This window comes from Paenibacillus sp. JCM 10914, assembly GCF_001315105.1.
Taxonomy (GTDB): Bacteria; Bacillota; Bacilli; order Paenibacillales; family Paenibacillaceae; genus Paenibacillus_AQ.
Genome location: NZ_BAZR01000011.1, coordinates 120,820 through 138,359 on the forward strand (window position 1 = coordinate 120,820; position 17,540 = coordinate 138,359).

Genomic DNA, 17,540 nt, shown 5'->3' on the forward strand with positions numbered 1-17,540 from the left:
ACACCTGCTTTAATATTGTTTCATCTTGGACCTGATTCGTGGATCGAAGAAGGCGTACAAGATATCAATAATAACGTTGACGAGCGATATCGTAATGGCGGTGTAGACGACGCCGCCCATAATGGCTGGAATATCCGGAATAAACTGCTTGTCCACGATGTAGCTTCCGATACCGCTAATATTAAATACTTTCTCCGTAACGGCCGATCCGCCGAGCATTCCGCCGAATTGAAGTCCGATGACCGTGATGATGGGAATGATTGCGTTGCGTACGGCATGCTTCATCAGCACGGTGCGCTTCGTCAGTCCCTTGGCTCTGGCTGTGATCATATAATCTTCATTAATGACCTCAAGTGTTGAGGAACGCGTCATTCGGGCCACGGAAGCGGTAAGTCCCGTTCCCAGCACGATGACCGGCATGATCATGGATAACCAATTCTGTGGATTGAAGGTTGCAGGCAGCCATTGCAGTTTGATAGAGAAGTTCAGGATAAAGATCAAGCCCTGCCAGAAGTTCGGAATGGACAATCCGAGCAAAGCGACAAACATAAACGAATAATCAAAAAACGAATTCGGACGCGTAGCCGAGATAATCCCGATCGGCAGTGCGATCGCGATGGCAATGATCAGCGACACGACGGTTAGCGTCAGCGTAATCGGAAACTTCCGGGCTATGCTGGATGTTATATCCTCATTGCCGGAGAAGGATTTGCCGAGATCGAAATAGGCAATGCCTTTAATGTTGTTCCACAACTGCGTGATATAGTTCTGATCCAAGCCGTGCATGCGGTTGAAATTCGCGATTTGTTCCGTCGTTGCCGTCTCCCCGAGAATATTGGCCGCGGGGTTGAACGGGGACAGATGCAGAATCGTGAACACGAGCACAGCCACGCCGAAAATAACGAAGATCGTCATGACAAGCCGTTCAAGGATATACTTAAGATAAGGATTACCATAAAGAAAAATAAGAATATACATGAACAATCCCGGAATGAGGGATATAATAAAAAATAGCGGCTTCTCGATCAGCCACGCGAACGTGTCGGCCATCGTCAAGCGCTTCTGATTGTTCAGCTGCAGTTCCTTATGGGTTGATTCCCTCAACGCTTCTTGGAACCTTGCCTTTACAATCGTCTCGACTTCGTGCTTCAGCTGCTGCTCGCCGATCTTCTGCTTGAAGAACAGATGCTTGCGCCTTTGCTGCTGGGCGACCTCGTCGCGGAGACGATCCAGGTAACCTTCGGCTAGCATTCTGCTGCGAATCGCATTCTCTGCCGCAACATAGTCGTCCTTCCGTCGCTGAAACACATAAAATAGGAAGACCACGATATTGACGGGTGCTCCTAATAATAATAGTAAGTATCTATAAGAAGGATTCAGAAGAATCTTACTGTAGGTCCTACTAATTGTGCTGATGAGACTGCCGCGTGCTGCTGCTTCCGTCCCCTTCATAAGATGTCTTTCCTCCTTGTTCCAAATTGCATTATTCCGATTGATATAGTATATTTTATTTTAGCCTATTTTAAAAGTCAATAGATTATAGTATGCACGTAATGACATAAAAGCATAATGGCAGGTGAACAATTTTGGAGGCAACCGAACCGATCTTACAAGTTAAAAATTTGAGCGTCGCCTTTCAATCCCGTGATTCGGAATTTCATGCGGTTCGAGGCGTCAGTTTTGACGTCAGAAAAGGAGAGACGCTCGGCATTGTCGGGGAATCCGGCAGCGGTAAAAGCGTTACGGCTCGCTCGATCATGCGGCTGCTGCCATCGCCTCCATCGCTGATGAAGGATGGCGAGATCCTGTTTCTCGGCCAGAACCTGGCGGACAAGAGTGAGAAAGAGATGGAGAGCATCCGTGGACGCGACATCGGCATGATCTTTCAGGATCCGATGACGTCGCTTAATCCGACCATCCGAATTGGAGAGCAGATTGCCGAGAGTCTGGTCAAGCACCAGAAGCTATCTAAGACGGAAGCGAAGCAGCAGGCGCTCGATATGCTGAAGATGGTAGGCATCCCGAATAGCGAGACGCGTTACAATCAATATCCGCATGAGTTCTCAGGCGGCATGCGCCAGCGTGTCATGATTGCGATTGCCCTGGCCTGCCAGCCGGCTCTGCTGATTGCGGACGAGCCCACAACGGCACTGGATGTAACGATTCAGGCGCAGATTCTGAATCTGATGAAGAATATGCAGGAGCGATTCGGCTCTTCTATTATATTGATCACGCACGATTTAGGCGTAGTGGCCGGCATGTGCGATCGCGTGGCCGTCATGAAGGACGGCCTGATCGTAGAGACGGGAACTACGGAGGAGATCTTCGAGAATCCGCAGCACCCTTATACGTTGAAGCTGCTCAACGCCCTTCCTCGTCTAGACGAGAAGAAGAAGGTAAAGCCGGCGCCGTTGATTGTGCCGAGCACGGATTATCAAGGTCCGCTGCTTGAGGTGAAATCGCTGAAGCAGTACTTCGATATGGGCAAAGGGAACGTACTCAAAGCGGTGAACGATATCAGCTTCCATATTCAAGCAGGCGAGACGCTTGGGGTGGTTGGCGAATCGGGCAGCGGCAAATCGACAACGGGCCGGGCGATTCTGCGCCTGCATCAGCCGACCGGTGGAGAAGTGCTCTACCAAGGCATGTCGGTGAACCGCTTGTCAGCCTCGGAGATGAAAGCGATGCGCCGCCATATGCAGATGATCTTCCAGGATCCGTATGCTTCGCTCAACCCGCGTCTAAAGGTCGTCGATATTATCGGTGAGGCGCTGGACGTACACAAGCTGACCGGCAGCAAGCAGGAACGCAAGCGGCGGGTGGAAGAGCTGCTGGATATGGTGGGTCTTGATCCGGCGTACGCCACGCGTTATCCGCATGAATTCTCCGGCGGCCAGCGCCAGCGGATTGGGATTGCCCGCGCGCTGGCGGTGGAACCGAAATTCATCGTGTGCGATGAGCCGCTTTCTGCGCTGGATGTGTCCATCCAATCCCAGATCGTCAAGCTGCTGGAGGAGCTCCAGCACCGCCTGGGACTGACCTACCTATTTATTGCGCACGACCTGTCCATGGTGAGGCATATTAGTGATCGCGTTGCGGTCATGTACATGGGCAAAATCGTGGAGCTGGCCGAAAGCGAAGAACTGTACTCGAACCCGCAGCATGAGTATACCCGATCCTTGTTAGCGGCGATTCCCGTACCTGATCCGAAGGTGGAATCGAAGAAGAAGCGGGTGCTGCTCGACGAGCGCACCGGCGAAGACAAATATAATCTGGAACGCTCGGAGCTCGTGGAAGTATCTGAAGGCCACTGGGTAGCCGTGCCGACGGGGGCTTAACTTAATCGCAAAAGGTTTATCCTTAGGTTTATTTAACCTGCAGGGTAAGCCTTTTTTAATTACCATTTTTCATTGAAATCTTACGAACGAAAAAAAGGAATTGGACTCTGAACGGCAAATACATAAATGAAGGAAGCGTTCTCACGCATTTAATGAAGGAGGATAATAATGAACACTTTACAGCAGGGAGATATCGTACTATTTCAAGGGGATAGCATTACCGATTGCGGACGTGACCGGAATTACTCGGCGAGTCTTGGACATGGGTATCCTTTATTGGTAGATTCACTGGTTGGCATGAAATATCCCGAGTTGAACGTGACTTTTCTAAATAGAGGAATTAGCGGTAACCGTGTCGTTGACCTCAATCATCGGTGGCAGGAGGATTGCATCGACCTCAAGCCGGACTGGGTGTCGATCTATATCGGGATCAACGATACCTGGCGCCGCTACGATAGCGGAGATGCTACAAGTGCCGAGGATTTCAAGGCGGGGTATCGTCAACTGCTTGAACGGACGAAGGAAGCGCTTGACGCGAAGCTGATCCTAGTGGAGCCTTTCGTGGTTCCGGTTCCGGAAGATCGCAGAGCCTGGCGTGAGGATCTCGATCCGAAAATCCATGCGGTTCGCGAGTTGGCGGTGGAATACGGAGCGCTGCTGGTGCCGCTGGACGGCTTGTTCGCAGCAGCGTCCGCCCGGCGTGAGGCTGCTTATTGGGCACCGGACGGCGTCCATCCGTCCCCGGCAGGCCATGGTCTGATTGCCAAGGCGTGGCTGGATACGATGGGGATTAGCGTGAACTGATTCGGACAAGGTGTAGAACAAAAGGTGTAAGCTGCAAAGCCATGGTCGTAATCCGATGACCATGGCTTTTTGCCGCAATTCGACAGAAAATGCGCAAGGGGCTAGGCATATCGCAGAATTTCCCATATAATATGTCAAAATATATGAAAAACGAGTATGAAGTGTCCGATACATATTAAAGGCCAAACGATCCTTAGGAGCGGTCATTGCAATCATGACTTACCATAACCATAACGCTTCAGTCTGATGGTTAAGGTTCGCCAGCACCCGCACAGTGCAGCGCGTTAACGCGAAAAATAAAATGGTTGACGACTACATTTAAATCCTATAGGATTACTTGTATTAATAGTCCTTTTACGGGAAACAGGGGGAGAGAAACATGAAAGGCACGAAACAAGTACATAAACTAACGATGCTGATTATAGCATTCATGGTGATTTTGAGCGGTTGCGCCGAATCGGGAAGTGGCGGAGGAACGACGGGAGGCAACCTGTCGGACAAGGTCGAGAACCTGCCGGCGGGCATTGCCGAGAAAGATCCGGTCAAATTGATGGTCGTCCGCAAAATCGGCGGCGACGATCATACGGCGCAATTCTTGGCCGGTGCGAAGCAAGAGGGAGAGGCGCTTGGCTTCAAGGTCGACACCTTCTCCGCTAACGGCGATTCGGCTAAGTTCCATGATGCTATCGCGCAAGCGATTGACAGCGACTATGACGGGTTCATTATTTCACACGGTGACGATCCGGCAACGGTGCAAGACGTGAAGAAGATAACCGAGAAGGGGATTCCGGTTGTTACCTTCGACTCTCTTCCGCAGTTGGGCGATATCGATGGTGTGACGCTGACTTCACAGAATGACGAGCTACTGGCGAAGCTGGCGCTGGACAAGCTGATTGAAGAGCAAGGTCCGGAGGCCAATATTCTCTACTTATGGGTTGACGGATTTCCGCCTATGGTGCGTCGTAACGCCGTATACCAGGAAACGCTGAGCAACAATCCGGGAATCAAGGAACTGGAGCGGTACGGCGTCGCCAGCAACCAGACGTCCCAGGACACGCAAAATGCGGTAGCCGCTATTCTGACCAAGTATCCGAAGGGTGAGATAGACGCGATCTTCGCCACTTGGGATGCCTTCGCGATCGGAGCGGCCCGAGCACTGGAAGAAGCGGGACGGACGGAGGTCAAGATTTACGGTATTGACGTATCCAACGCGGATCTAGAGCTGATTCAGAAGCAAGATGGCCCTTGGGTGGCAACGGCTGCGGTTGATCCGAAGATGATTGGAGCCATTAATGTACGCCTGCTGGCGAAGAAGATTGCTGGCGAGGATACGCCGGCCACGTATAATCTGGAGCCCGTATTGATCGAGCGTTCTGCTATCGAAGGTGCTTCCGAAGCTGTTAATATGGTCAATCTGGCCGACATCATTCCAAGCTGGGGCACTAGCAGCGAGTTTGAGGAAGACTGGATGAAGTCACTGAAGCAAGCTAACGGTAAATAATTAAGCTAACTAAATCAGGCGCTCTTGTCGGTTACCGATAAGGGCGCCCTATCCTATTTGAAGGGGGAGGGAACGATTGACTATGGGAACTGTAAGCACATCTGCCGAAGCGCCGGACACGGATCGGGGCGCGGCCCCTTTACTTCAAATGAAACGAATCTCTATTTCCTTTCCAGGGGTTAAAGCGCTAACCGACGTGGATTTTCAGACCGTATCCGGTACGGCGCATGCGTTGATTGGTGCGAACGGAGCGGGGAAGTCCACGCTGATGAAGATTCTCTCCGGTGCCTATAACCATTACGAAGGCGAAATCTGGATTGAAGGGAAGCCAGTACATATTCGCACGCCGAAGGAAGCGAAGGATCTGGGCATTCAGATCGTCTATCAAGAGGTAGACACGGCGCTGATCTCGAATCTGACCGTTGGCGAGAATATCATGCTAAACCGAACGGTCCACGATATGGGCAAGCGTCAGCTGATCCGCTGGAAGGAGCTGCACGAAGAATCAGCCGCCATTCTGGCAGGGATGAATATCCGGATACCGAGTAAAAAGCTGATATCAGAGCTGACGCTCGCCGAGAAACAAATGGTATTAATCGCAAGAGCGATCTCGACGCAGTGCCGCATCCTTGTTCTGGATGAGCCGACCGCACCGCTGAGCCATAGCGAGACGGAGCAGTTGTTCAAACTCGTTCGGAAGCTGAAAGGGGACGGGGTGAGCGTAATTTTTATCTCACACCGATTACCGGAGCTCTATGCGATATGCGATGAGATTACGATCATGCGAGACGGCCGCCTCGTGAAGCATGGCCGCATGGCTGATATCGCACAATCCAAGGTCGTTGAATATATGCTGGGAGCCAAGATGGAGCAGCAATTTCCCCATATTGAACGGGAGATTGGGGAGGTGTGCTTCGATGTGCGAAATGTGGTGGATAAGGGGAAGATTCACGGCGTGGATCTGCATATTCGCCAAGGGGAGATCGTCGGGCTGGCTGGCTTGGTTGGTGCTGGCAAGACCGAGCTGTGTCGCGCGATTTTTGGCGCGGCTCCGACTTCGACGGGTGAAATTTCGCTGAAGGGGAAGGTGCTTCGCGTCCATTCTCCGCATGATGCGGTGCGCCAAGGCATTGCACTTGTGCCGGAGGAACGGCGACGTGAGGGCGTATTCGTAGCCGAATCCGTCTCGGTTAATCTGACGGCGGCGGTCTTGTCCCGTTTTTCCAAGTGGGGATCGTGGCTTCACTTCGGCAAGGAAAGACAAGCTTCAAGGGACATGATTCAGCGTCTAGGGATCAAGACACCTGGAGAAAGAACGAAGGTAGGCAACCTCTCCGGCGGCAATCAACAGAAGGTTGCGATTGGGAAGTGGCTCCTGGCGGAGGCGGATGTGTACATATTTGACGAGCGACCAAAGGCGTCGATGTAGGGGCGAAGCGCGATATATTCAATCTGGTGGCTGAACTGGCCAAGCGGGGGAAATGTGTTCTCTACGCCTCGAGCGAACTGTCTGAAATCATCGGGATCACCGACCGGGTGTACGTCATGTACGACGGCAACATCACGAAAGAACTTGTTACGCAAACGACCGATGAAGAGGAATTATTGCTTTATTGCACAGGAGGAGACTTGACATGACTACGGCAAGACCGGTTCAAGAGAAGGCGAAGGGTAGTTTTGCACTGGATTTCTTGTATAAATACGGTACGCTTATTACGGTGCTTGTGCTGATTATCTTTTTTGGCACGGTAGCAGACAATTTTTTGAACCCAAGCAACATCATTAATATCCTTCGCTCCATTTCGATTGTGACGATTATTGCAGTAGGGTTAACCGTATCGTTGGCCGTTGGCGGCTTCGACCTTTCGGTCGGTTCAACAGCGTCTCTGGCGAATGCGCTCGTGATTTCGATGTTCGTCTGGCATGGTCAGAACATTGGTATCGGCATCGGCCTTACCTTGTTGTTCTGTCTGGCCGTGGGGCTCGTAAATGCGTTCCTGGTCATTAACTTCAAGATTGACGACATGTTAATGACACTCGCAACGATGTTCATCTTCCAAGGGGTTGCCCTTACCTATACCCGTGGCGCTACCGTATCGCAGAATATGATCATGCCAAGCGGCGACTTTGCTACCGGCAAAATCCCGGCGATGTTCGAGAAGATCGGACAGGTGCATGGATCATCGTTATTATGATCGTTGTTGTCCTGGTTGTGCATCTGTTCCTGACCTATACGAAGCATGGCCGCTATATGTACATGATCGGCGGAAATCGCGAAGCCGCAGCCCTGTCGGGTATTCCGGTCAGCAAATACAGGTTGCTTGCCTACCTCGTATCCGCGTTATTTGCGGCGATTGGCGGAATTATCCTGGCGGCGCGTGTCATGTCAGCTGAGGTGAATTCGGGCGGGCCCTATCTCATGGATGCCGTGGCAGCGGCCTTCATCGGTTACTCCGTATTCGGTGCGGGCAAGCCAAACGCGCTGGGGACGTTTGTCGGTGCAGTCCTGATCGGGATTTTGCAAAATGGCCTGATCATGCTGTCCGTGCCCTACTATGCGATGGATATCGTGAAAGGGTCTGTTCTGGCACTAGCCCTAGCTTTGACGTATTACAAAAGAAGGCAGTAAGTCCTCAAGCGGAATGCCGTCCACTCTCGTATAATCCGTCCTCTTTGCAGATGCAATCTGTTTAGCAGGGCGGTTTTTTGACGAGAACATAGGTTGGAAGCTTGATTGTAAACATCAAAAAAGAGGGTTGACACATACCTTTATCTTCTTGTAGTCTGTTCATGTAACCGTTTACGTAAACGATTACATGAGGATTTGATAACGCTGAAATATGGGGTGAGTGCTGGGTTGATGAAGGCGACGATTAAACAAGTGGCTGCTGAGGCTGGCGTCTCTACCGCCACAGTTTCCAGAGTATTAAATGAAACCGATTATGTAAGCGAGGAGATTAAGCAGCGTGTCTTGACCGCTGTTAATCGCCTGAACTATAGGCCAAGTGCTGTAGCCAGAAGCTTGAAGCAAGACCGGACGTTCATGATTGGCGTGATCGTGCCGGATATCTCCAACCCGTATTTTATGGGAGTTTCACGCGGGGTTGAAGATGTAGTCGGCCCGCAAGAGTTCCAGTTAATGTTCTGCAGCTCCGACGAGAATAGCGATAAGGAGAAGCGACTGTTGAAGCTGCTGCAGGAGAAACGTGTGGATGCGATCTTGCTGGCAACCGCCGGAGGAAATGATGCAGTTGTAATGCAGTTGGTTGATTCCGGGCTGCCGGTCGTACTGGTGGACCGAAGACTCGATTCAGTTGAAATGAACCAAAGGCTGGATCTGGTTGTTGAGGACAACGCAAACGGAGCTTACCATCTAACAAGCAAACTTCTGGAACAAGGACATGTGCGACTTGGCGTCGTTAACGGCCCGACCACGACAAGCACTGGCCGGGAACGATTTGAAGGTGTTCTTCAGGCCATGCAAGCATTCGGATTGAATGCCGAGCCTATGGTATTCAATGGCCGGTTCTCGGCAGGGGATGGAATTCAGGCTGTCAAATATTTTTTGAACGCGAGCAGACAGGAGTGGCCAACAGCAATTATATCACTGAATAATCGCATGAGCCTTGGGGTTCTGCTTGAAATCGTCCATCATAATCTGCGTATTCCAGGGGAGTTGACGGTTGCTTCTTTCGGAGAGGTGGAGGCGGGGCTGCTGTTGCAAAATTCAGGTCTGTTTTATATCGATCAGCATCCGTACGAAATGGGACGCAAGGCCGGCGAAATCCTGCTCAGTCGAATTCGCGATGGAGGCAGCGACAGCTCGGATGTCGTCCATGAAATATACAGTCACGAAGTTAAGCAGCTTCCGTAGGTTCGAACCGTTTGTCATTACGATAGTATTTAGGAGGGCGACAGGACATGAAGCAGCTATATGCCATTGGTGTTGACTATGGGACAGAATCGGGAAGAGCGCTGTTAGTCGATCTTTCCACAGGGCAAGAGGTGGCTACGCATGTAACCCCGTACAGGCATGGAGTCATAGAGGATACACTGCCGGACTCGGATATTCGGCTTGGTTATGACTGGGCGCTCCAGCATCCCGAAGATTATATTGAAGTACTGCAGAGTTCTATTCCTCATGTCCTTGCTCAAGCCGGGATCGAGGCGGATCAAGTGATCGGGATCGGGGTTGATTTTACCGCTTGTACGATGATGCCACTCGATGCAGGCGGCACGCCATTATGCTTGATGGAGAAGTGGAAGCATCATCCGCATGCTTGGGTAAAGCTATGGAAGCATCACGCTGCGCAGGAGGAGGCGAACCGGATTAATGAGGCGGCGCTTGCGCGGGATGAGAAATTTCTCGCCCGGCATGGCGGCAAAGTATCTTCGGAATGGATGCTCGCGAAATCTTGGCAGATTCTGAACGAGGCCCCGGAAATATATGAAGAAGCTGTTCTGTTCATGGAGGCTGCCGATTGGATTGTCATGCAGATGACAGGTCAGTTAGTGCGAAGCAGCTGCACGGCAGGGTATAAGGCCAATTGGCATAAGCGGGAAGGCTTCCCTTCCAAGGCATTTCTCAGATCTCTTGATTCAAGGCTGGAAGATCTGGCCGATACGAAGCTCAGAGGGAGGATTCAACCACTCGGTGCAAGAGCCGGAGGGGTGACTGACCACATGGCGGCGCTGACGGGGTTGGCACCGGGTACAGCGGTGGCTACAGGTATTATCGATGCACATGCGATGGTGCCGGCCGTCAGTGTGGTGACCCCCGGTAAATTAGTATTGACGATGGGGACTTCGACTTGCCATTTATTGATCAGTGATAAGGAAGTGATGGCAGAAGGCATCTGCGGTGTGGTTGAAGATGGAATAATACCTGGATACTACGGTTATGAGGCGGGGCAATCGGCAGTGGGTGACATCTTCGCGTGGTACGTGGAGCAGGCGGCACCCGATTATGTTCACAGTGACGCTGCAAAGGAAGGCATTAGTGTTCACGAGTGGCTTGAGAGAGCTGCGGGACGATGCGCTCCCGGCGAGAGCGGACTGCTCGCGCTGGATTGGTGGAACGGCAGTCGTTCCGTCTTGATGGATGCTGATCTAAGCGGCGTCATGCTCGGCCTGAATTTACAGACCAAGCCGGAGGATATTTACCGATCGCTTCTTGAAGCCACGGCTTTTGGGACGCGGGCAATCATAGAAGCCTTTACGCAGAGCGGCGTGGACATTCAAGAGCTGTACGCTTGTGGTGGACTGCCGCAGAAAAACCGGCTGTTAATGCAAATCTATGCCGATGTCACGGGGAAAGAGATCAAGATTGCGGATACGATCCAGACGGCGGCCTTCGGTGCCGCGATGTTTGGTGCCGTGGCAGCAGGCAAAGCCCGAGGCGGATTTGATTCGATTGTAGAAGCTGCGGATGCGCTGGCTCGCGTAAGGGAGGAGACTTTTCAACCTATTGAATCCCACGTAGAGATATATAATCGATTGTACAGAGAGTACCAGGAGCTTCACGATTATTTCGGCCGGGGCGGGAATATGACGTTGAAGCGGTTGAAGGCGTTGCGGACTGATGTAACGAATCGTAAATCCTGAATGTGCGCGTAACGATTCAGGTTTTAGGCTGGGCTCCGGGCGGAAGACATCTGTAGCAGCAAAGCGATATCGCGTCAACGGCGTTTTGGTATCAGGCAGAGCCGCATGTGCTGTTCCCTAAGCTTCACGGCAATGACAAACGGGAAGTTACCTAGAAGGTATCTAATGAAGATAAACCGCTCGACTTGGCGATATTTCGCAGGTTAGAGCGGTTTTTATCGTTTCTTGTGTTGACGGGCAGAACTTGTTTTCTTTATCCTTGTAAGAGAGCATTTTTATCGTGCACGTACATACCATTACCCTCCTATTAAAGTGAAAGGGGACTCATCATGAAGAAGCCTACCTTCGTACTACCCGATTCTGCGACTTGGATGAACAGCTTTCGGTTCGAAATTCCGATAAAAATCCGGTACTGCGAGACGGACATGCTGGGCCATGTCAACAATGTAAGTTATTTTATGTACTTTGAGCAGGGCAGAATTGAATACTTCGAGAATCTTGGCCTTATCGAGTCTTTGTTCAGTAATCAGTATGTATCGGTCGTCGCCGACTTAGAATGCCAATACCTAGCCCAACTGTATTTGAAGGATCAGATGAAGCTGCGCGTCAAGGTAGCCGAGATCGGGCGCTCCTCGATGGATGTACAGTATGCGATCGTCGTTGAAGATCGTCTTAAAGCAGCTGGCCGCGGGAACATTGTGCTGGTCGATACTGCGACAGGCAAGAGCACGCCGATTCCGGAGACCGCCCGTGAGGCGATCTCGACGTTTGAAGGCAGGTCCTTCTAGAGTAACAGACGCAATGGAGAGTTCCAATCGTATCGATAACGAGGAAGGAAGGGATTTTGTGATGAACATCCGTTTTGCCATCATCGGCACAAACTGGATTACAGAGCGCTTCATTCAAGCGGCACTGGAGAGTGAGGAGTTCATTCTGTCTGCTATCTATTCGCGCACAGAGGAGAAAGGCAAGGCTTTCGGGGAGAAGTACGCCGACCCTCCGGTCTATACCGATCTGGAGACGATGCTGGAGCAGGCTGAGATTGATGCGGTTTATATCGCCAGTCCGAATTCCTATCATGTAGATCAAGCGATTCTGTGCATGAATCACGGCAAGCATGTACTATGCGAGAAACCGATGGGCTCGAATGCAGCCGAGATATCCGCGATGATCGCAGCAGCCAGGAAGAACGATGTGCTGTTGATGGAAGCGCTGAAATCCACACTGATGCCGAATTTCAAGACGATACAGGATAATCTGTATAAATTGGGGCCGATCCGCCGTTATTTTGCAAGCTATTGTCAGTATTCCTCCCGTTATGACGCGTACAAGCAAGGCACTGTTCTGAACGCATTCAATCCGGTCTATTCCAACGGTTCCCTAATGGATCTGGGCATTTATTGCCTCTATCCGATGGTAACGCTGTTCGGTAAACCGGAATCAGTGAAAGCCAACGGCTTACTGCTATCTTCCGGCGTGGATGGTGAGGGAAGTTTGCTGCTCTCGTATCCGGAGATGGACGCGGTCATTATGCATTCCAAAATCAGTCAATCCTACGCCCCGGCCGAAATTCAGGGAGAGAACGGGACCATGGTCATCGACAAGATCAACCAGCCTTATGATGTGAGAATTCATTATCGGGATGGGACGATTGAGAACGTCACTCAGCTCCAGACACACGAGTCGATGTATTATGAAGCTCAAGAATTCATAGATCTGATCAAGTGTGGTGACCGGGAGAGTACAACCAATACGCTGGCCAATTCCTTGATTACCGCCGAGATTATGGAGGAAGCCAGAAAGCAGATGGGGCTTGCCTATCCAGCGGATTCACGAACGGATATATGATATTTGTCATACCCTCGAAATGACGTTTATGACTTACGGGATGCTCAGGGCTCCGTCTATAATTAAAGTCAGACAAGTGCGTACGCTGATCATGCGTTGATGCGCTTACATTCGAGGAGGAAGACAGCCCATGGCGAAGACCGACAACAAATTGTCCAGCTTAAAGAAGAACGTAGCTCCTTTTGAAGAAATTGATACGAGGGCGAGTATACGTCAACTGGTCAACACGATGCTACCGCTGATCATATTATGGTATGCCGCCTATTTGAGCCTATCCGTTTCGTATTGGCTTACGATTCCTATTATTCTGGTCGCTTCGGGGTTTGTTGTTCGTACCTTCATCATATTCCATGACTGTTGTCATCAGTCGTTCCTGAAGAATCGGTTCTTCAATAAACTTCTGGGTAATATTACGGGCGTAATTACCTTGTGTCCATACGAGCAATGGAAAAACACGCATGCTATTCATCACGCAACAAGCAGCAACCTCGACAAGCGCGGAATCGGCGATATGTGGGTTCTGACTGTAGAGGAATATAATCAAGCCTCATTCTGGCAGCGCCTTTCCTATCGGGTGTATCGTAATCCAATCGTGATGTTCGGTCTTGGACCGATTGCCATCTTCCTGTTCTCCTACCGTTTTAATCGCAAAGGTGCAAGACGTAAGGAGAAGATCAATACGTATGTGACGAATGTGGCGATTGTTGTGTTATATGCCGTGTTATGCTGGGCCATCGGCTGGCAAGCGTTCTTGCTTGTTCAGGCTCCGATCTTCTTCTTCTCCGGCATGCTCGGAATTTGGCTGTTCTACGTTCAGCATCAATTCGAGGATTCTTACTTTGAACACGATGAAGAATGGAGTTATATTAATGCCGCGGTAGAGGGAAGCTCTTACTATAAGCTGCCGAAGCTGCTACAGTGGATTACCGGCAACATCGGTTTCCATCATGTGCATCATTTAAGCCCGAAGGTACCTAACTATAATTTGGAAAAAGCCCATGAAGCATCACCACCGCTTCAGAAGGCGACAACGATTACTTTGAAATCCAGCCTGAAATCCATTCGATTCCGTCTGTGGGACGAGGAGCGTAAGGTGTTCGTCAGTTTCAAGGATGCGAAGCAGATGCGCCGCATGGCCATGTCCGCTCCTGCACCGACAACCGAGGCTTCGGCCGTCGTTTCCCCCAGACCTCGTGTTCAGGGTGAATAAATAATAGAATAAGCAGTAAAAAAGGTGGGACTCCATGCAGAAGTGGTATCAGATATTTCATAGAAGTACGGGGCTGAGCCCTTATGTATGGGTTGTCTTTTATATTCTGCCGTTCTACTTCATCTTCAGGTCGACGTCAACCTACCAGGTCGTCATCGGCGTTGTGATGATCGTCATGTTCTTTCTGTTCTACGTGTTGTCGTTCGTGTCCAAGGGATGGATCGTTTATTTCTGGACGAGTCTCCAGATCTTAATATCGATCACGATGTCCTTGTTGTTCGGATATGTGTACTTCTCGCTGTTTCTGGCTTTTTTCATAGGGAACATCAAGAATAAGGCTGGCTTCTTCACACTCTATTCCATTCATCTGGTCACCACTTTGATCACGGTGAACTACGGATTATTAACCAGAAATCCGTTCTTTATAACACAGCTTCCTTTTGTGCTGGTCAGCGTGGCGGGCGTCATTCTGTTGCCGGTCACAACCTATAACCGGAACAAGAATGATCAGTTGCAGGATCAACTGGAGCACGCCAATAAACGGATATCCGAGCTGGTTAAGCTGGAAGAGCGTCAGCGGATCTCGCGAGATCTGCATGATACACTCGGTCAGAAGCTCTCGCTCATTGGTTTGAAGAGTGACTTGGCCGGAAAGCTAATTAGTCGCGATCCCACACGAGCCCAATCGGAGATCAATGACGTTCGACAGACGGCCAGGACCGCGCTGAAGGAAGTGCGTGAGATGGTTACGCGTATGCGCGGAACTCGGCTGACAGATGAAATATTTCGAATCGAGCAGATTCTCAAGGTAGCCGAGATCGATTTTGCGTTTGAGGGTACCACCGAACCGGATAAGCTCACCCTGATGAATGAGAATGTAATCAGTATGTGCCTGAAAGAGGCGGTCAATAATATCGTCAAGCATAGCAACGCCTCGGCTTGCCACATCACGGTTGAATCTACCGAAACCGATCTGGTCACCACCGTGAAGGATAACGGGATCGGGGTTTCTTCTGATCGGTTAAACCGCGGGAATGGACTGCAAGGGATGAGAGAACGACTGGAGTTCGTGAACGGAAGTTTGGAAATCCGTTCAGGTGAGGGGACTACGCTTATCATTCGAGTGCCGAACGCACTCAGACACCCGGATAAGGAGGCTGGACTATGATCAGCATTGTGATTGCTGAAGATCAGCGTTTGCTGCTTGGAGCTCTGGCTTCCTTGCTTGATCTTGAGGAGGATATGCAGGTTGTCGGAACGGCCGGCAACGGCAAAGATGCCGTCAAGCTGGTGAAGCTGTACCAACCGGACATATGCATCATGGATATTGAGATGCCCATTATGAACGGACTTGAAGCAGCCGAGGAACTGAGGGGCAGCGGCTCGAAAGTCATGATCTTGACCACCTTTGCAAGACCAGGTTATTTCGAGCGTGCACTGAAGGCAGGAGCTAATGCATATTTGCTGAAGGATAGTCCAAGCGAGGAACTGGCAACCTCGATTCGAAGCATTATGGCTGGTAAGCGGATCTATGCGCCAGAGCTGGTGGACGAAGCATATACCGTCGAGGAGAACCCGCTGACTGAAAGAGAGAAAGAAGTACTCGGCTTGATTGCGGATGGGAAGAACACGAAGGAGATTGCAAGTGAGCTGTTTATTACGACAGGTACAGTCCGGAATTACATCTCGGTCATTCTCGATAAGCTCGGGGTTAGCAATCGGATTGAAGCGATCACCCGATTCAAAGATAAAGGCTGGTTTAAATAACATGAGTCAATCGTAAGCGATGCGCTGGAAATTCTCCGGCTGGCATCGCTTTTTTGGTCGTTTCTAGGGGGATAGGACAAGCGTGCTTTTTTGGATACCGTATCGTGAATTGGGAATAATGTAGTCAATCTCAATTTCATGTCATGGACCAGGACACGCTCATGATCCTGGCAAGAGGAAGGAACGACCATAATGGGACATATGATGTTTGAAGTTGGAACGGCGCTGCTGCTGGTTGCGATAGCTTCCCTCATTGCAGGTAAGCTTAAGTTCTCTATTATACCGTTTCTGATCGTACTCGGGATGGTTGTTGGACCTCATGCACCGACGATTGGGATCATTGACTTGAAGTTTATTGAAAGTCAGGGTATTATCGATTTTCTGGGACAGATGGGTATCCTGTTTCTGCTATTCTATCTGGGACTTGAGTTCTCTGTTCAAAAATTGATCAAATCTGGACGAAACATTGTCATAGGTGGTTCCGTATATGTATTATTGAACTTTGTCCTGGGTCTCGCTTATGGCTTTCTGATCGGTATGCCATTGTACGAGACGTTGATCATCGCCGGGATGCTGTCCGTATCGTCCAGTGCGATCGTGGCAAAGGTCCTTGTAGATCTGCGGCGTACTGGTCATTCGGAGACGGAGCTTATTCTCGGGATCATCCTGTTCGATGACATATTTCTCGCGGTATTTCTGTCGATTATGTCAGGTCTTCTCTTAGGTGGCTCTGCTCGGTAGGGGCTACCATCATCTCGGTCAGTATCTCGATAGGTTATATGCTGCTGTTTTTCGTTATCGCGAGAAAAGGACCGCCAATATTGAATAAGCTGCTGAATATAACGTCAAGCGAAATTTTTATTATCGTTGTATTCTCAGTCATGTTTTTTATTGCGGGGTTCTCAGAAACACTTCATGTCGCCGAGGCGATCGGTGCGCTTTTATTCGGTCTCGCTTTATCGGAGACAGATCACAGTGAACGGATTGAGCAACTCGTCATTCCGTTTCGAGATTTCTTCGGGGCCATCTTCTTCTTCAGTTTCGGTCTCAGTATCGATCCGACCACGCTCGGAGATGCGCTCTGGCTTGCCTTAGGCGCGATTGCACTCACGATTATTGGCAACGTGTTTGCCGGTATGATAGCAGGACGCCAGGCCGGGTTACAGCACAAATCATCACTAAATATCGGATTAACCATTATGGCGCGGGGTGAATTTACGATTATCGTGGCTAATTTGGGACTTGCTGGTGGCTTGTCCGCGATTCTGAAACCATTCTCCGCCCTATACGTTCTTATACTTGCGATACTTGGGCCGCTTCTTGCCAAAGAATCTAAACGCGTGTACGGGACCGTGAATAAGATATTCAAATGGAGCGATCCAACGGACAAAGTGAAAAAAAGGAAAGCATAACCTTTTACCCGAGATGATTTACTTTCTGCTCCCAAGTCTATATAATCTAGTAATTG

11 protein-coding genes and 3 pseudogenes are annotated in these 17,540 nt (G+C 50.3%); 13 read left to right on the forward strand and 1 reads right to left on the reverse strand.

What is annotated here, in order from left to right; genetic code table 11:
- Positions 1-9: 9 nt before the first annotated feature.
- Complete coding sequence (locus JCM10914_RS14610) at positions 10-1,452, reverse strand: ABC transporter permease (protein WP_023962182.1); 1,443 nt, start codon at positions 1,450-1,452, stop codon at positions 10-12.
- A gap of 134 nt (positions 1,453-1,586) precedes the next feature.
- Between JCM10914_RS14610 and JCM10914_RS14615 the strand changes: the two genes are divergently transcribed.
- The 13 genes and pseudogenes from JCM10914_RS14615 to JCM10914_RS14675 all read left to right on the forward strand — a co-directional run bounded on the left by JCM10914_RS14615 (position 1,587) and on the right by JCM10914_RS14675 (position 17,484).
- Positions 1,587-3,338, forward strand: a complete 1,752-nt coding sequence (locus JCM10914_RS14615) for an ABC transporter ATP-binding protein (RefSeq protein ID WP_023962183.1) — start codon at positions 1,587-1,589, stop codon at positions 3,336-3,338.
- A gap of 168 nt (positions 3,339-3,506) precedes the next feature.
- A complete protein-coding gene (locus JCM10914_RS14620; RefSeq protein ID WP_023962184.1) occupies positions 3,507-4,142 on the forward strand; it encodes an SGNH/GDSL hydrolase family protein in 636 nt (211 codons plus the stop codon).
- A gap of 379 nt (positions 4,143-4,521) precedes the next feature.
- Positions 4,522-5,643 carry a sugar ABC transporter substrate-binding protein gene (locus JCM10914_RS14625; protein WP_023962185.1) on the forward strand — a complete coding sequence of 374 codons (1,122 nt, stop codon included), beginning with the start codon at positions 4,522-4,524 and terminating at the stop codon, positions 5,641-5,643.
- 148 nt (positions 5,644-5,791) lie between these two features.
- Positions 5,792-7,281: pseudogene (locus JCM10914_RS14630) on the forward strand (sugar ABC transporter ATP-binding protein).
- Positions 7,278-8,272 (forward strand): annotated as a pseudogene (locus JCM10914_RS14635) (ABC transporter permease). The pseudogenes JCM10914_RS14630 and JCM10914_RS14635 overlap by 4 nt, the downstream one beginning before the upstream one ends.
- 231 nt (positions 8,273-8,503) lie before the next feature.
- Complete coding sequence (locus tag JCM10914_RS14640; RefSeq protein ID WP_023962196.1) at positions 8,504-9,517, forward strand: LacI family DNA-binding transcriptional regulator; 1,014 nt, start codon at positions 8,504-8,506, stop codon at positions 9,515-9,517.
- Positions 9,518-9,564: 47 nt separating this feature from the next.
- Complete coding sequence (locus JCM10914_RS14645) at positions 9,565-11,247, forward strand: ribulokinase (RefSeq protein WP_023962198.1); 1,683 nt, start codon at positions 9,565-9,567, stop codon at positions 11,245-11,247.
- A gap of 329 nt (positions 11,248-11,576) precedes the next feature.
- Entirely contained in the window at positions 11,577-12,035 is a 459-nt protein-coding gene (locus JCM10914_RS14650) for a thioesterase family protein (protein WP_036718309.1), read from the forward strand.
- 61 nt (positions 12,036-12,096) lie between these two features.
- Positions 12,097-13,095, forward strand: a complete 999-nt coding sequence (locus tag JCM10914_RS14655; protein ID WP_036718356.1) for a Gfo/Idh/MocA family protein — start codon at positions 12,097-12,099, stop codon at positions 13,093-13,095.
- A 130-nt stretch (positions 13,096-13,225) separates the two neighbouring features.
- Positions 13,226-14,305 (forward strand): fatty acid desaturase, encoded by a 1,080-nt coding sequence (locus JCM10914_RS14660; protein ID WP_023962204.1) that lies wholly within the window; start codon positions 13,226-13,228, stop codon positions 14,303-14,305.
- Positions 14,306-14,339: 34 nt separating this feature from the next.
- Positions 14,340-15,473 (forward strand): sensor histidine kinase, encoded by a 1,134-nt coding sequence (locus tag JCM10914_RS14665; RefSeq protein ID WP_023962206.1) that lies wholly within the window; start codon positions 14,340-14,342, stop codon positions 15,471-15,473.
- A complete protein-coding gene (locus JCM10914_RS14670; protein WP_023962208.1) occupies positions 15,470-16,072 on the forward strand; it encodes a response regulator transcription factor in 603 nt (200 codons plus the stop codon). Before JCM10914_RS14665 ends, JCM10914_RS14670 begins: the two co-directional genes overlap by 4 nt.
- 192 nt (positions 16,073-16,264) lie before the next feature.
- Positions 16,265-17,484: pseudogene (locus JCM10914_RS14675) on the forward strand (cation:proton antiporter).
- The last annotated feature ends 56 nt before the right edge of the window (positions 17,485-17,540 follow it).

Coding starts and splice junctions, on each gene's coding strand:
- JCM10914_RS14610 (WP_023962182.1), bottom strand. CDS start 1,452: ATGAAGGGGACGGAAGCAGCAGCACGCGGCAGTCTCATCAGCACAATT.
- JCM10914_RS14620 (WP_023962184.1), top strand. CDS start 3,507: ATGAACACTTTACAGCAGGGAGATATCGTACTATTTCAAGGGGATAGC.
- JCM10914_RS14625 (WP_023962185.1), top strand. CDS start 4,522: ATGAAAGGCACGAAACAAGTACATAAACTAACGATGCTGATTATAGCA.
- JCM10914_RS14640 (WP_023962196.1), top strand. CDS start 8,504: ATGAAGGCGACGATTAAACAAGTGGCTGCTGAGGCTGGCGTCTCTACC.
- JCM10914_RS14645 (WP_023962198.1), top strand. CDS start 9,565: ATGAAGCAGCTATATGCCATTGGTGTTGACTATGGGACAGAATCGGGA.
- JCM10914_RS14650 (WP_036718309.1), top strand. CDS start 11,577: ATGAAGAAGCCTACCTTCGTACTACCCGATTCTGCGACTTGGATGAAC.
- JCM10914_RS14655 (WP_036718356.1), top strand. CDS start 12,097: ATGAACATCCGTTTTGCCATCATCGGCACAAACTGGATTACAGAGCGC.
- JCM10914_RS14660 (WP_023962204.1), top strand. CDS start 13,226: ATGGCGAAGACCGACAACAAATTGTCCAGCTTAAAGAAGAACGTAGCT.
- JCM10914_RS14665 (WP_023962206.1), top strand. CDS start 14,340: ATGCAGAAGTGGTATCAGATATTTCATAGAAGTACGGGGCTGAGCCCT.
- JCM10914_RS14670 (WP_023962208.1), top strand. CDS start 15,470: ATGATCAGCATTGTGATTGCTGAAGATCAGCGTTTGCTGCTTGGAGCT.